The organism is Desulfobacter sp. (genome assembly GCA_028768545.1).
In the GTDB taxonomy this organism is placed as follows: domain Bacteria; phylum Desulfobacterota; class Desulfobacteria; order Desulfobacterales; family Desulfobacteraceae; genus Desulfobacter.
In genome coordinates, this window is sequence record CP054838.1 from 1,834,409 (window position 1) to 1,850,431 (window position 16,023).

Annotated in this window: 9 protein-coding genes; 5 read left to right on the plus strand and 4 right to left on the minus strand. The window is 48.6% G+C overall.

Going from position 1 to position 16,023, the window contains the following annotated elements:
• Positions 1-35 precede the first annotated feature (35 nt).
• The 3 genes from HUN05_08860 to hrpA form a co-directional block, all read right to left on the minus strand.
• Entirely contained in the window at positions 36-2,510 is a 2,475-nt protein-coding gene (locus HUN05_08860; GenBank protein WDP85227.1) for a GAF domain-containing protein, read from the minus strand.
• Positions 2,459-3,181 carry a transporter substrate-binding domain-containing protein gene (locus HUN05_08865; GenBank protein WDP85228.1) on the minus strand — a complete coding sequence of 241 codons (723 nt, stop codon included), beginning with the start codon at positions 3,179-3,181 and terminating at the stop codon, positions 2,459-2,461. The genes HUN05_08860 and HUN05_08865 overlap by 52 nt, the downstream gene beginning before the upstream one ends.
• A 348-nt stretch (positions 3,182-3,529) precedes the next feature.
• Positions 3,530-7,570, minus strand: a complete 4,041-nt coding sequence (gene hrpA, locus HUN05_08870; protein WDP85229.1) for an ATP-dependent RNA helicase HrpA — start codon at positions 7,568-7,570, stop codon at positions 3,530-3,532.
• A gap of 198 nt (positions 7,571-7,768) precedes the next feature.
• On the opposite strand from hrpA, the gene HUN05_08875 reads away from it, so the two are divergent.
• The 5 genes from HUN05_08875 (at position 7,769) to HUN05_08895 (ending at position 14,786) form a co-directional block, all read left to right on the plus strand.
• Complete coding sequence (locus HUN05_08875) at positions 7,769-9,088, plus strand: (Fe-S)-binding protein (GenBank protein WDP85230.1); 1,320 nt, start codon at positions 7,769-7,771, stop codon at positions 9,086-9,088.
• Between the two features lie 146 nt (positions 9,089-9,234).
• A complete protein-coding gene (locus HUN05_08880; GenBank protein ID WDP85231.1) occupies positions 9,235-9,993 on the plus strand; it encodes a ParA family protein in 759 nt (252 codons plus the stop codon).
• Positions 9,990-10,865, plus strand: a complete 876-nt coding sequence (locus HUN05_08885) for a ParB/RepB/Spo0J family partition protein (GenBank protein WDP85232.1) — start codon at positions 9,990-9,992, stop codon at positions 10,863-10,865. The genes HUN05_08880 and HUN05_08885 overlap by 4 nt, the downstream gene beginning before the upstream one ends.
• Positions 10,862-12,571, plus strand: a complete 1,710-nt coding sequence (gene ispH / locus HUN05_08890) for a 4-hydroxy-3-methylbut-2-enyl diphosphate reductase (protein WDP85233.1) — start codon at positions 10,862-10,864, stop codon at positions 12,569-12,571. The genes HUN05_08885 and ispH overlap by 4 nt, the downstream gene beginning before the upstream one ends.
• 22 nt (positions 12,572-12,593) lie before the next feature.
• A complete protein-coding gene (locus HUN05_08895) occupies positions 12,594-14,786 on the plus strand; it encodes a DUF342 domain-containing protein (GenBank protein ID WDP85234.1) in 2,193 nt (730 codons plus the stop codon).
• A gap of 72 nt (positions 14,787-14,858) precedes the next feature.
• Here HUN05_08895 and HUN05_08900 read toward each other — a convergent pair whose 3' ends face one another.
• On the minus strand, positions 14,859-15,881 hold the full coding sequence (locus HUN05_08900; protein ID WDP85235.1) for a hypothetical protein: 1,023 nt from the start codon (positions 15,879-15,881) through the stop codon (positions 14,859-14,861).
• Positions 15,882-16,023 lie beyond the last annotated feature (142 nt).

Consider the following 16,023-nt stretch of genomic DNA (forward strand, 5'->3'; position numbering starts at 1 on the left):
AAAAATTAAATTTTTTTAAATAGGAATTTACCGTTTTAATTCAAGGTCCCGTCCAAAGCGTCTCTCACGGTTTTAACCAGGTCGGATTTGCTGACCGGTTTTGAGAGGACCCAATTGACCTCTAAGGTTTGTGCCCGTTTGGGGTCCATTCGCTCACTGAATCCCGTACAAATGATGATGGGTATACCCGGGCATATTTTTCTGACCTTTTGGGTGAGCAAATCCCCGGTCATTTCCGGCATGGTCATGTCTGTGACAATAAGATCAAATAAATCCGGGTTGGTACGGACAAGCGCCAATGCGGTTTTGCTCGAGGTTTCGATTTGGACAGTATATCCTGACCGCTCCAGGATTTCCCGTTCAAGCCTGAGCACCTGGAGATCGTCATCCACCAAGAGCAGCCGTTCCGAGCCATGGGCCGGGTCAGGTATTGGCGCCTCTGGGTCAGCCATGGGCTGCCCTGCCTTTGCCGGAATAAAAACCTCGATCCGGGTGCCCCGGCCCGGAACAGAGTCTATTTTTATCTCTCCTCTGTATTTTTTGACAATGCCGTGAACCAGGGATAAACCCAGTCCTGTCCCTTTGCCTGCTGGTTTTGTGGTAAAATAGGGCTCAAAAATTTTTTCAAGGGTTAAAGGATCCATTCCCATGCCATTATCTTCCACCCTGAGCCGGATATACGGCCCCTGACGGGGCAGGTCATGTTCCTGTCCAAGGATGTTTTCAAGTTTGACCGTTAATATGCCGCCCTTGTCTTCCATGGCGTGAAAGGCATTGGTGATAAGGTTCATGGCAATCTGGTGGAACTGGGTGGGGTCTGCCATGATCATTTTACAATCCCGGGCCACATATTTTTTTATATGGATGAAAGAGGGAAGGGTGGACTGAACAAGCCTGATGACTTCCTTGATCACAAGGTCCGGTTTTAACGGGCCAATCTTGTGCTCGGTCTGCCTGCTGAAAGTTAAAATTTGGTCTACCAATTCCCTGGCCCGCATGGCACCGGACAGGATTTCATCAAGTCCTTTATCATGGGCAGGGCTTCCCTGAAATTCTTCTTTGAGCAATTCTGCATATCCTAAAATGGGAAAAAGAATATTATTAAAATCGTGGGCAATTCCGCCGGCAAGGGCACCCAAGGCCTCCATTTTCTGGGCCTGTCGGATTTTGTCTTCATACTCTCTTTGGGTCCGCTCCATTTGTTTGAGCCGGGTGACGTCAGTGGCGATCTGGAGCCTGGCCAGCCTGCCGTCCACCCATTTGATGGCCCGGTCGCGGTAAATATTCCACCGTCCGGTCACAGGGTGCTTGTCTTCCCAGAGATGGATGCCGGTGGGCTCTGAATTTTTGTCTGTTAAAAAACGGTTGGAACAATGGGGACAGGGCTCGTCCAGGTGTCTGAGGGCTTTCCAGCATTTTTTACCGGTCAGGTCCCCGCCAAAGAGAGTTTTCATATAATTATTCATGAACAAAATTTCATGGGTGGTAAAATCAGTCACATAGATGGTGGATTCAATGCCGTTGAGGATGGCCAGAAATCTTTTCTGGGTCAGTTCTATCTCTTCCTGGGTCTGTTTTTTGAGAACAAGTTCCCAGGCGGTATCGGCCAGTGCTTTGACCACCTCAAGATCTTGATCAAGGTAATTATTCTGCTTGTTGCCCACCCCGAGGATGGCCGTGACGGCCTGCCCCCGGATGACAGGGACCACCATCTCCCGGATCACAGGTGCGTGGCCCTGGGGCATCCCCCTTTTATGGGTCAATGCATTATAGTCGTTGTGGATCACAGGTTTTTTCTCTCTGATGCAGTCTGCCCAGACCCCTGCCTGGTGAACCGGATAATGTTTTTTTTCAGGCGCTGCTTTGCACATCTCGTCCCGCGTCCGGGTGGACCAGGCATGCAATTGAATGGTTCTTTGATCTTTGGACAGCAGGTGGAAAAAACCAATGCTGCTCTGGGTAAGTATTTCTGCCTGGTCTAAAAATTTTTGAAGGGTCTGGGCCGTGGTATGATTGGCTGAATATTTATTGAGCATGAGTTTTGATTTGAGCAGTAGCTCATGTCGGTACCGAAGGGAAATATCTTCGAGAAATCCTTCATATATTCGGGTGCTGCCGTTTGACTCGGCCTGCCTAAGATAAAGGTTTCCCCATATCTGTTGTCTGTCCCTGGACACAAGTTCCATCCGTTTGCCCTGGATCGTGCCGGTTTGATCAATTTCCAGGACCAGGTTGTCCAATTGATCAGGATCTTTGAACAGGGTGGCGATGTTTTCATTTTCCTTTAAAAGGGCCTGCTCTGATTCATATCCGAAAATCTGGGCCATTCTCTGATTTGCAAGGACCAATACCCCCTGTCGGGTTACCTGATAAATGCCGACCAGGGCGTTTTGGGACAGTGTCCTGTATTTTTCCTCGCTGGCTTTTAACTTTTGGGTGTGGCGTTTGACCTGAAGGTTTAAAAGCCGGTTCCAGAAACTGCAATGAGACCGGTGATGCCCAGAATCCATTTCAGGACAGTATCCCTATGGGATCCCAGGTTTCCATACCAGCGTGCAAGAATGGCATAATAGACCGAGTCTTTGTCTTTTTTCCACAGGGATAGACAGCGGTCTATGCCTGAAAGAATATGGCTGTTCGTTCCTTTGCGGACGGCAAAATAGGCATCAATCGGGCTGAAGAGAATCGGGGTGGGGTGTAGCTTGTATTTTTGCTGGAAATGGGCACCGTTAATGTTGTTTATGACGGCGGCATGGATTTTTTTTTCTGCCAGGGCAAGGCAGAGGTCATCGTAGACTGGAAAATCCATGAACCTGGCATTTACCTTGAATTTTTGGACAAGATTTTTTAGATGGCGGCCGTTAATATCTTTGGCCATGATTCCAATGGTTTTTTTTTCCAGATCCAGGATACTGGATATGATTTTTTGGGGTTCGGTATAAACCTGGCCCCAGGCCGTGACAACCGGAAGCGTGGAAAAATCGTAGATTTTTTGTCGTTCCGGGGTGCGGACGATGGAGATCATCAGGTCAATTTCTCCTGATTCAAGACGGGCCAGGCAGCCTGACCAATTGTCTTTGATAAATTCAAGTTCCCAGCCTTCCTTTTTGGCGATTTCCCTGAGCAGGTCCGGATAAATACCCTGGGCCTGACCGCTTTCATCCAGGAAACTTAAAGGCATATTCTGGAAAATTCCTACCTTTACACGGATTTCGCCATAGGCAGGGACAAGTCCCCAGATCAGAATAATAGAGGCCATGAAAAATTTATACATAACAGCAACAGGGCGAAAGAATATAGATGCCCGGATGTCCTTTAAATGTTTAAACGAGTTTTGACAAATGTTCTCAGTTTAGTCGAGATAAATTAATGTTTAATTTATAATAATTTTATCAACAAGGCAAATGATTTTCCTCAATGGGTCTTGCCTTGTTTGGAGTGCGAAATAATTTAGGGGATAGCCCAATAGATCAAAAATCAAAGAGACTGTTTGCTTTGATTTGGCCAAAAATATAGAATATCCCGGTTTTTAAACCATGGTTGACAGGTTGGTCAATGCCTTGTCCAGGCGCTTGGCAGAAACCTTGAACCGGGTTTTCAATTCCTGGGCATACACAGATATCTTGTATTCTTCAAGCATCCAGAAAAAATCTTCAACAGCCCTGGTTTTTTCCGGGGATGCATTTTCGGTCAGCCCTGAGATCAGGGATTCAAGCCTGCGTTCAAACGGGGCGATCAATTGCGCTTTTTGGCTTTCTTTGGTTGGGTTGTCAACGGCTTTTCTGGCACGGATGCCCAGGCAGGTGATGATCTTGGGCAAATGGGACATCCGGTTAAAATTGTAAAGTTCTGGAAAATGGGGAGGGCAAATATTTTTAAGCTCTTTAAATACACGGGTCAGGGCTTGGAAGGGCCCGGGTCTGTCCTTGTACTGCAAGGAGAATTTCTGGATCAGGGAAAAACAGTCTCCATAAGCATCTCCTGCGGCTATGACCAGGGCTGAGGCTTTTTGGCCCAGGGCATAAAGCCTGGGGCGGATTTCTTTGACATGGGCCTGGAAATCCTGCTGTGTTCTGATGTCTTTTTCAAGGTATTGTCTCACAATGGCCGAAACCACCATCTCCTGAAATTTTCCTTGACCTTTGAACCAGGGGGAAATTCGGCGAAGTCCAGAATCTTTGTTTATATCTTTTTTCAAGGCTTTGATATCGTCGGGATATTCAAGCTCAAACAGACGGGAAATTCCTTTTTTATGGCTATTTATGGCCTGGTCTTTTGATTTGAACAGGCGCAGGGCCAGTGTTTGTTCTATTCCTTCAACGGCAAGCCCCGGGAAAGCCATTCGGGCAAACCCGGTTTTATCGTCCAGGGGAATGCCGGGCAAAAGATCCGGGAAATTCCAGGACTGGATATCTGTTTTTTCGTAACGAGACCGGGCCTGGTCAAAGGCATTGTTTTTGGACGCTGGCCTTTTTTGGGCAAAGGTGCCGAGCCTTGACAGATCTCTTAAAGATTTGATCTCTCTGTTTTTTTCATCCCTGATGGAGATCCGCATTTTCAGGTGGTCAGGCAGATCTTTGTCCGACCAGGTTGACGCCGGGATAATGAGGTTGTAATGGGCCCGGATAAATTCAGAGAGCAGGGTGTACAGGGGTTTGTCCTCTTTGGGTATGTTTTGGGCAATAAAGGCGGCTTTTTCCTGGATGGGCATGAGCCTGACCCGATGTTTTTTGGGCAGGGCCTTGATCAGAGCCACTATCTTTTCCTTGAACAGTCCGGGCACCAGTGTTTCCACCTGAAAGGCGGAAACCAGGGATGCTGAATCTGCCGGAACCTTGAGGGTGACCCCGTCTGTTTCTGAACCGGGGTTGAACTCATAGCCCAGGGCGAATTCCCCCTGGTCCATGGCCAGGTGGTCGGGAAATTGAGAGAGCAGGGTATGGTCCACCTGGGTTTTTTGAAGATTTTTTCGGGTCATGCGTAAAAACAAGTCATCATCCTGGTCCTTGAGAAATTTTGCAAAGGTCCGGATATTGAAAAAGGGGGTTGGCAGTCTTGACTGGTAAAAAAGGTAGATGTCTTCCTCAGATGCCAGGATATCCCGTTTTCGGGTCTTGTGTTCCAGGTCTTCAATCTCTTGGATCAGGGTCTGGTTATGGTCCATAAAGGCGAATTTTTGGAAAATCTCTCCCTCGACCAGGGCATGGCGGATAAAAATTTCCCCTGATTCCTGGGGGTTGATTTTCCCATAGGCCACCTTTCTTTTGTCCACGATTACAAGCCCGAACAAGGAGACCTGTTCATTGGCCACAACTTCTCCTCGTTTTTTTTCCCAATGGGGATCGCTATAGGTCTGGACACAAAGATCCTGGCCGATCTCCTCCAGCCAGGCCGGATCTATATTGGCCACACACCGGGCAAAAAGCTGGCTGGTCTTGACATATTCCGAAGCCACGATCCAGGTGCCTGCACGGTTAAACAGGGCAGAGCCCGGAAAGATCATGGCCAGTTGACCCTTGGCCGCCATGAATAGATTTTTTTCTTTTTTATGTGCGATTCCGGCAAGATATCCCCGGAGCAGGGCCTTGTGTATGGCGGTGTACAAGGGCCCGCCATGTTCAAACTCTTTGGATTTCTGGGGATCAGACGCCTGAACCGGCAATGGGTTTTGGGGGCCGATTTTATGTTCTTTGAGCATCCGGGTGATCTGGCGGTGGATATCCTGCCACTCCCGGAGACGCTTAAAGGAAAGATAGTTTTCAATACACCATTTTCTGACCCTGGATCTTGATTTAAGCCGTTTACCGGCATCTTCACAACTATTCCAAATATTGAGCAGGGTAATAAAATCTGAAGAGGGATCCTTGAACACCCCGTGTTTTTGGTTTGCGGCCTGGAGTTTGTCCGCCGGACGCTGGCGAATGTCGGAAACGGTCAGGGCCGTGGCAATGATCACTGCCTGTTCTAGGCATCCGGTCTGGGCTGCCTGTATAAGAATTCTGGCAAGTTTCGGGTCCACAGGCAGCCGGGCCATGGTTCTGCCCATGGGGGTGAGAAAAAAAGAGCGGCCCGGTTTCGACCCCTGTTTTTTGCCTGTTTTTTTTTGCCTGATGGCAGATAATTCCAGGAGGGTGTCAAACCCGTCCTTGATGCTTTTGGGGGACGGGGGATCAATAAAGGGGAAGGTGGCAACATCCCCGAGGTTCAAAGAGATCATTCTCAGGATGACCTCAGCCAGGTTGGATCTTAAAATCTCAGGGGCGGTGAAAAAGGGCCGGGACCCAAAGTCTTCTTCATCGTAGAGCCGGATACAGACGCCGTTTTCCACCCGGCCGCAACGCCCCATTCTCTGGTTGGCTGAAGACTGGGAAATGGGCGAAACCGGCAGGGCTGTGGTCCTGGTTCTTGGGGAATATGAGGGGATTCTGGCAAGGCCTGTGTCCACCACATATTTGATTCCCGGTATGGTTAAAGAAGTTTCCGCCACATTGGTTGAAACCACCACTTTTCGGCCCACCCCTTTTGAAAAAACCCGGGCCTGTTCCTTGCCGGAAAGCCTTGCAAACAAGGGCAGAATACTTACCCCTGCCAGGTTTTTTCCTCTCAGGATTTCCATGGTTTCTCCGATATCCTGTTCCGTGGGCATGAAAATCAACAGATCCCCCTGCCGGGTCCGGCTTAGGATATTGGCTGCGGTCTGGGCTGCGGCTTCTACATACCCCTGGTCATCGCTGTTCGAACGCTGGGATTTGCTTTTTTCTTCCGACCGGGAAGAGAGCATGGGGGCATAGGTCAGTTCCACCGGGTACATCCGGCCGGATACCTCTATTACCGGGGCATTGTCAAAGGCTTTGGAAAATTTTTCAGTGTCAATGGTGGCCGAAGTGATGATCAGCTTTAAGTCTGATCGTTTTTTGACCAGCCCCCGTAAAATACCCAGGGTGAAGTCAATGTTCAAACTTCTTTCATGGGCTTCGTCCACAATCAAGGTGTCGTATTGGGTTAAAAAACGGTCCTGCTGGGTTTCGGCCAAAAGGATGCCGTCGGTCATCAGTTTAATATAGGCATGGGCAGGTGTTTTATCGTCAAACCTGATCTTGTATCCCACGGATGCCCCCAAAGGCTCGTTGAGCTCAAAGGCGATTCGCTTGGCCACGGTCATGGCGGCGATGCGCCGGGGCTGGGTACAGCCGATCATTCCGCTGCAGCCGCAGCCGGCCTCAAGGCAGAATTTGGGGATTTGGGTGGTTTTACCCGACCCGGTTTCTCCTGAAATAATCACCACTGGATGGTTCTGGATGGCCTGGATAATTTCGTCTTTTTTGGCTGTGATGGGCAGGTCCGGGTCGAATCCTAATTGTTGGGGCCGGTTGTCCATTCGAAGCTGTCTGCAATTTGCAGAGGCCCTGGCTTTTTTTAACAACCCAAGGGCTGAAGATTCTTTTTTTTTTACGGCATCAGAAGCGTCTGCTTTTGTTTTTCTGATTGAATTTAGACGCTTATGGATGGTATGCTTGTCCTTGCACATTGCTTTTGGAACAAGGGCTTTTATTTGGTTTAGGTGTTTCATGGCAGCTTGAATATTAGCTCTCAGATTGAAAATGTCAAATTAGAATGGATTAAATTTTTTATTGACATGATCTATGGAATAGGAGAAAAAGGAAACTTGCATTTAAAAATAATGGGGGAATTAGGTTTAATTGCAAAGTGAACGAGTATTGTACGATTGCATTTTTAATCTCATTTAAGATAGGGGGAAAATAATAGCATGGGAGAATCAGCTATTAAAATTGGAGGCGCCAGGAAGAGCGTCTTCAAAGACAAGGTTATGACGCTTTTGCCCGACGGTGGAAACCTCAATGCCTGTTTGACCTGCGGGGCCTGTGCATCAGGGTGTCCTGCAACAGGGCTGGACGGGATGGATCCCAGAAAATTTCTTCGCATGGCCGCCCTTGGCATGGACGAGGAAATTTTGAAATCCAATTGGGTATGGATGTGCTCCATGTGCACCCGCTGCATGTATGTATGTCCCATGCAGATCAATATCCCGCAGCTGGTATTTAATGCCAGGGCTACCTGGAAAAAAGAAGACAAACCCAAGGGGATCATCGGATCCTGCGACATGGCGTTGAAGCATGATACCTGTTCTGCCATGGGCGCCAACGAGGAAGATTTCCAGTTTGTTGTGGAAGATGTCCTAGAAGAGTACCAGGAGTCCCAGCCTGAATTTGAGACGATGAAGGCCGATGTCAACCGTAAGGGGGCTCACTATTTTCTGAATCAGAACTCCAGAGAACCGGTGACCGAGCCCGATGAAATGGTGCCCCTGTGGAAGATCATGCACCTGGCCGGAGCCGACTGGACTTACGGGACCAAAGGATGGGCCGCTGAGAATTATTGCATGTTTTCCGCTGATGATGAAAACTGGGAAAAAATTGTCAGAACCAAGGTTAAGGCGGTGGAGGATTTAGGCTGTAAGGTCTGGCTCAACACCGAGTGAGGGCATGAACTCTTTGCAGTCCTGGCAGGACTGAAAAAATTTGACATCCCTTACAACTTTGAAATTAAATCTATTATTCAACTTTACGCCCAGTGGATCAAAGAGGGAAAGCTTAATCCCTCTTCAGACTGGAACAAGGACCGCAAGGTCACATTTACGGTCCAGGATCCCTGTCAGCTGGTAAGAAAATCCTTTGGCGATCCGGTTGCCGAAGATTTAAGATACGTGGTCAAGGCAGTGGTGGGTGAAGAAAACTTCATTGATATGACACCCAACCGGTCCAATAATTTCTGCTGCGGCGGGGGCGGGGGATATCTCCAGTCCGGGTTCCAGGAACAGCGCCGTGCCTATGGTCAGACCAAGGCCAACCAGATTCTGGCCACCAAGGCAGACTATTGCATTACTCCCTGCCATAACTGCCATGCCCAGGTCCATGATATGGCAGATGTCAATGAGCATGCATGGGAAACCGTTCATCTCTGGACCCTTTTGAATCTTTCTTTGGGCATTCTCGGACCCAATGAAAGGGAATACCTGGGTGAAGATCTCAAGGAAGTGGATGTATTCCACCCTGAGTCTGCCATGTAGACCCATGCCCAATATGAAATAAAAAAGCCCGGCCTCTGGCCGGGCTTTTTTATTGAAACCGCTGGATATTCACGGATGTTGATAAAGAGAATCTTGTATCGTATCTGTTTGCCTCTCCGTTTTAATTGTGATAAGAAAATTGGATTATGACTCAAATTATCAGTATTGTAAATCAAAAAGGCGGTGTGGGCAAGACAACAACAGCAGTAAACCTGGCTGCGGCCCTTGCCAAGCTGGGCAAAAAGGTGTTGCTTGTCGATTGTGATTCCCAGGCCAACGCCACCACGGGGTTAGGCATAGACAAACCCTCTTTACCCGCCTCCTTGTATCAGGGATTAATCGGAGAGTCAGGCATTGAAGAGGTGCTTTTACCAACGATGCTGCCCAAGCTTATGGTGATCCCGGCCAATGTTGATCTTATCGGCTTTGAGGTGGAAATGGTTGCTGCCCCGCAGCGGGAGGCCCGGTTAAAATCGTTTATCGCCCCTGTGGCTGAACGGTTTGACTATATTTTTATTGACTGCCCGCCTGCATTAAGTCTTTTAACCCTCAATGCCTTTGCCGCTTCCGATTCTGTGATTATTCCCCTTCAAAGTGAATTTTTTGCTCTGGAAGGGTTGGGCCAGCTTTTAGATACCATTAAGCGGGTCAAAAATGCCTTTAACCCGGGATTGAAAATCAAGGGCATTTTATTGACCATGTTTGATAGCCGGACCAATTTATCCCAGAATGTCGTGGATGATGCCAGGCAATACTTTAAAGATCTTGTGTTCAAGACTAAAATACCGCGGAATGTTAAACTCGGTGAGGCGCCCTCCTACGGCCTGCCGGTTATTTTATACGATAAATTATCACAGGGATCTAAAAGTTATATGGCCTTTGCCAGGGAATTGCTAAAACGATGATGAAAAAGAAAAAGAAACAGACCGGCCTTGGCCGGGGAATCTCTGCTCTCATTCCGGATCTGGACCTGGACAAACCTGAGGCTGGTTCTGATTTTTTTTATTGCAGTGTGGGGGAAATCAGTCCCAACAGATACCAGCCCAGAACCCGGTTCAGTGAAAATGAACTGGAACGCCTTAAATCTTCCATTGCCCAGCAAGGGGTGCTCCAGCCCCTGTTGGTCCGCAATATGGACGGGGCATATGAGCTGATTGCCGGAGAAAGGCGGCTTCGGGCTGCAAAGGCAGCAGGACTTGAACAGGTGCCGGTGGTGGTGCTGGATCTTTCCGACGAGCAGGTCCTGGAAGTTTCCATTATCGAGAATATCCAGCGGGAGAATCTCAACGTTCTTGAAGAGGCTGAAGCCTATTTCAGGTTGATTGACGAATTTGGGTATACCCAGGAAAAGGTGGCGCGAAAAATCGGGAAAAACCGGTCCACCATTGCCAATCTTTTGAGACTGCGCAGTCTTCCCCAGGAAATTAAAGAGAGTTTGATTTCTGAAAAGATCAGCATGGGACATGCCCGGGCCCTTTTAGGGGGCGGGTCTGTGGAAAGCCAGCTCTATCTGTTCAACCAGGTGATCGACCGGGGTTTGTCTGTGAGGGAAACCGAACGCCTGGTGAACCAGGCCAAGCAGCAGCCCAAGAAACTGGCGCTCAAAATGTCTGCACAAGAGCAGCGTTTCCTTGAACAGACCTCTTCTAAAATTTCCTCTTGGATCAACACCCCCGTGAAAATTAAAAAGAACGGGGACAAGGGAAAAATAGAAATCAAATTCAAGTCCGGCTCTGAATTCAACCGTCTTGTGGATCTTTTAAGCCGCATTTCATGAAGATTTCCATAGCAAAAACAGCCGGCTTCTGCATGGGGGTCCGGCGGGCTGTTGATATGGTTCTGGATGCCTCAAACATGGCCAAAGAGCCTATTTTTACCTATGGCCCGTTGATTCATAATCCCCAGGTGCTGGAGATGCTGGAAAGCAAAAAAATTTTCCGTCTGGACACCATTCCTGAAACAGGGGAGGGTACAGTCCTGATCCGTGCCCACGGCGTACCACCCGAGGATGAAACCGCTCTTAAAAAGGCCGGGTTTAACGTGATCAATGCCACCTGTCCCAGGGTGGTCCGTGTCCAGGTCATCATCAATAAATTTGCCCAAAAAGGATATACCACCATTATTATCGGTGATGAAAAACATCCTGAAGTGGTCGGGCTGTTGGGGTATGCCAAGGGAAACGGCCATACCATCACCTCCATGGAACAATTTTGCGCCCTTCCTGAATTTGAAAATGCCGTGGTGGTCGCCCAGACCACCCAGAATACAAAATTTTATGACCAGATCAAACGTTTTTGCGCAAGCCATGCACCCCATTATAAAATATTTGACACCATCTGCGGGTCCACGGAAAAAAGGCAGGACGAGGTCAGGGAACTTGCCAAAACCCATGATGCAGTGATTGTCGTGGGGGGCAAACAAAGCGGGAACACAAAGCGCCTGGCCCAGGTGGCAAGGGAAACCCACACCCAGGCCACCCATATTGAAGATGCAAAAGAGATAGATTATAAGGCCCTGGTCTCGGCAAACTCCATTGCCATCACCGCCGGAGCATCCACCCCCAACTGGATTATTAAAGATACCTGCCAAAAGGTGGATCATGCATTAAAGCATAAGCGGCCTCTGCTGGGAAAATTGACAGGAGGGCTTGATGTGCTGCTCAAGACCAACCTCTTATTGGCCGCAGGTGCGGCTGGATTGACATATGGGGCAGCTGAAATCCAGGGCGGGGCCAATACCCTTATCTATGCCGCCATTGCCATGCTCTATGTCTTGTCCATGCAGATTATGAACAATCTGATGACCATTAGATCAGACACCTATAATAAACCGGACCGTGCTGCATTTTATAGAAAATACGGAATTTATCTTCGGGCCCTGGCCTTTGTATCCGGAGGGGCAGGGCTTTACCTGGCCTATACCCAGGGCCTGGTCTGTTTCGGGGTGCTGTCTGCCATGAGCCTTTTGGGACTTTCCTATAATCTGAACATTATTCCGGCCTTTTTCGCGGGCAGCCGTATTCAGAGTTTTAAAGATGTGCCCGGATCAAAAACCATCCTCATTGCCTTGGCCTGGGGCATTGTCACCAGTCTTTTGCCGGCAGTGGTGGAAAAAAGCCAAATTGGGGCCGCAGGTCTGGCCTTTGGCTTTTCAACAGGCCTGGCCTTTGCCAGGACGGCTTTTGTGGATATTCTGGCAATTCAGGGCGACAGGATTGCCGGCAAGGAAACCCTTCCCATTCTCCTGGGCGAGACAAAAAGCTTTACGGTGATTGGAGCCTGTCTGATACTGACGGCAGCAATGCCTTTGGCAGCAATGTTTTTTCCCCGGGGAAATATGGTGTTCTGGCTTGCTTTGGTCCCTGTTTTTATGCTTTTATTGATCAGACTATTTCGGGAGGATAGTTTTTTATCCGGCAGTCCCTATGAGTTTTTGTTTGAATCAAGTTTTTTGCTGGCTGGTGTTATGGCTGCTGTGATTTAACCTAAATTCCCTTGGAGGCGTCATGACAGACAAGTATAGAAAGAAGAAAAAAGTGCCCCTGATCGGGATGCTTGCATTGAAAAATCAATTGGTGACCAAGGCCGAACTCGAGGTCGCCCTGACCCAGTGTCAGGGATCCAAAAATATTGAAGCCGCACTGAAAAATTATTTTTTATCCAAAGAACTGATTTCCGAGAAAAACATTAAGCGCCTGACCCTGGCGGCCAAAGCCGTTTCCATTCGCCAGAAAGAATATACCTTTGGTGCCGTTGCCATGGCCAAGGGGTTTATTAATAAAAGTGTATTGGACCTGGCATTGGAGGAGCAGCAGGCGGACTTGAAAACCCGTCAAAAACCCCGGTTGATCGGTGATATGATGGTGGAAGCAGGATTGCTGACAATTAAGCAGCGCGACTATATTCTCAAGCTTCAGAACCGGTATCGCAAGGCGGCATCCCAAGCCCTTGCGGGGGATCAGGCATCTGAAAAATCGTTTGGGAAAACAGAACTCCCGGAGACTGAGGCCTTGGCGGATCCGGCAGTTTCAAACCAGGATGAGGCGGACAATGAAAATTCAACCCCAAAAGAAGGCACGGCTCCCCAGGAGGCTGAAGAACCGACCCTTCTGGAACCTGAGATGCTTACCGGCGGAGTCCAGCTTCAGGTGTCCAGTGATTTTATGTCTGCGTTTTTGTCCAAGTCCCCGGAGTTTGACGAAGACGTGCTGGCCTTTGATCTCCGAGATGAATTATTCGACCGGGGGATTATTTCAGGCGTGGTGGCCGATGACCTGATCGACGGATTTATCCGGTCGTCGGGATTCAAGACCCAGGCATTTCGGGTTGCCAAAGGTATTCGGGCCATCCAGGGGCAGGATGCAAAAGTTGAATTCTTTTTTAACATCGATTACCTCAAAGCCGGGGGCATGGGCGAAGACGGCACCATTGATTTTAAGGAAAGAGGGCATATCCCTTTGGTTGAAAAGGGAACGGTGCTTGCGGAAAAAACGCCCAAGGTCGAGGCCCGGTGGGGTCAGAACATCTATGGTGATGAAGTGGAAACGGTCAAGGGAGAGGACAAGGCCCTCAAGTTTGGCAAGGGCGCGGTCCTGTCCGAAGACGGGCTTAAAATTCTTGCAGGACTCAGGGGCTATCCCAAGTATTCTTTGGCCGGAGTTATCTTTGTCCATGATGAATACATCACTTCCGGAGATGTGGATTTTGAAACCGGGCATATTGAATTTGACGGCAATGTCAATGTCAAAGGCTGCATTAAATCAGGATTCAAGGTAAGAGGAAACGATATTGCCACGGTGGAGCTGGACGGGGGGAGTGTGGAAGCCGACGGCGATCTGAAGGTGGTCGGCGGTATCAATGAAGGCCATGTCTATGCCCGTGGTAATGTCTATGCCAAGTTTATTCATAATTCCACCATTGTCTGCATGGGAGACGTGTTTGTTCAAAAAGAAATTGTGGATTCCGCCATTGAGTCTTCAGGCGCCTGTTCCATTGTGAATGGCAAGCTGATTTCATCCAAGGTCTCTGCTAAAATGGGGTTTTCAGCCAAAAATATCGGTACTGAAATGGCTTCTGCCTCGTACATCAAGGTGGGACACGATGCCTTTACCCAAAAGGAGTTGAAAATAAACAAGGTCAATGTGGCAAAGATCAAGGAGAAAATTTTGGGCCTTGAAGAGAGAAAATCACAGATAACACAAGAGAACGCTGAGCTTCAAAAGGAAATTACAAAGCTGGCTCATATTCAGGACAGGACCCAGCTGGAACAGCGGGAAATGGAAGAAAAACTCAAAGATCCGGCCCATTCAGATGAGGTGGACCAGATCAAGCCCAGACTTGCCGAACTGGGAGTCAAGGTTGAAGAGGCTGAAAAAAATCTTGATCTTTGTTTTGAAAAAAGTGAAGCCTTTGACAAGTTGATTGAACAGGTTACCCGGAATATTTTAAAGTTAAAAAAATCAAGGGATATTCTGGTTGAGGAAAAAAATAATCTGGTTAAATGGTCCAAAGGGAATCCCGGGAAATCGGTGGTGGCTGTGGACGGCGTTATTATGGCAGGGACTGTTATTTCAGGAAAACACAGCGAATACACCGTGGACAAGATGATCCGGCATGCCAAAATCAGTGAGGTTTTGTTTAAAAGCGATGACAGCGGTGAAGAACGGACCACCTACCAGATGAATGTGGGGAGTTTTTAGACCTGACGTGCAGACATTTTTAATCAGTGCCTCCCTTCGTTCTCTCCGTCCCCTTGATATCTCCTTAATATTTCATCTGTTTTTAAGAATTCGGCTGATTTCATTCGTGTGACCCCTAATATTTTTTTGGATAAGGTCATATTCAGATGGGCCGGCATGCCATGAATTCACCATCCTGGCTGTGATTGCCTCAAGCTGATCTGAACTGAAATTTAAAATAAATTCATGAAAGATTTCAGGCAGGTCCTGGAAAAATCCTTTATCCATAGCACTCTGTCCCGGACCTGCCTCAGCCTTGCCGGCCAGGGCCTTGAAAAACCCGTTTACGGATGCCTGTGCCACTTGTTTTTTAAGAAAGACGGCAGGGCCGGTGCCATCCAGCCGGTCCAGCCGCATACGCAGAATTGTGCAAAGAAAGAAAAACAACAGGGAGGGCAGTCTGGCATCCTTGCAGGATTTCGTCTCTGCAAGAGGCGAAAACCCCCTGGCCGTGATCAGCCGTACCGGCAATCCAGCTGCTGTGGGGTTTACCACAAAGTCACCAGCCCCATGATGCCAGGGGAAAATAGATGCGCCAGTGCTGACATCATAATATAAGGTGAGGATGTGGGCCGCCTGTTCATAGAGCGGGGCTGCCGTTTCATAGGAAAGGTCCTGCAGATTTTTTCCCCAAACCGCAATGCCCTCTTTTTTCCCGGTCCGGGTCACGTGAAATTCATAAAATCCCTCCAGCCATTCCCCTAAAAAAAAGGCGGTTTCCATTCCTCTGATTTTCTGCCGGCCCGCTCCAAATACTTTGGGAAGACAGCAGGGAGTGAAGGCAGCACCCAAATCCGCCATCAGCTGGCATTCCTGCTCAACAAGGTCCAGGCCGGGACGGTCAACCGCCCCGTTGAGCACCAGGGTACAGCCGTGGTTGTCATTGGATTTTACGGTAATTTTTAGGGGATGGTAAAATGCCCCGTGTTTTTCCAGGGAAATATTCAGACCCTTGACCTGCCCATGGCTTCCGGTGAGGGTGGTTACGGCATTTTCAAGGGCCGGATTATCCGTGTTTGTGAGAAAATGTTCAGCTGCAAGAAAATATTGGCCCACGGCCAAGGTGCCCGGCGATTGGTCTTTACCGGGTAACGACAGGTCCCACAAAGGAGACCCGGGGCAAATCGGTTGGTTTTTTCCTGATATGAAAAAGGAAATCTGCTCGGGCCTGATCATTCAACCCTCCTTGGTTTACCCT

Coding starts and splice junctions, on each gene's coding strand:
- HUN05_08860 (WDP85227.1), bottom strand. CDS start 2,510: ATGGATTCTGGGCATCACCGGTCTCATTGCAGTTTCTGGAACCGGCTT.
- HUN05_08865 (WDP85228.1), bottom strand. CDS start 3,181: ATGCCTTTAAGTTTCCTGGATGAAAGCGGTCAGGCCCAGGGTATTTAT.
- hrpA (WDP85229.1), bottom strand. CDS start 7,570: ATGAAACACCTAAACCAAATAAAAGCCCTTGTTCCAAAAGCAATGTGC.
- HUN05_08880 (WDP85231.1), top strand. CDS start 9,235: ATGACTCAAATTATCAGTATTGTAAATCAAAAAGGCGGTGTGGGCAAG.
- HUN05_08885 (WDP85232.1), top strand. CDS start 9,990: ATGATGAAAAAGAAAAAGAAACAGACCGGCCTTGGCCGGGGAATCTCT.
- ispH (WDP85233.1), top strand. CDS start 10,862: ATGAAGATTTCCATAGCAAAAACAGCCGGCTTCTGCATGGGGGTCCGG.
- HUN05_08895 (WDP85234.1), top strand. CDS start 12,594: ATGACAGACAAGTATAGAAAGAAGAAAAAAGTGCCCCTGATCGGGATG.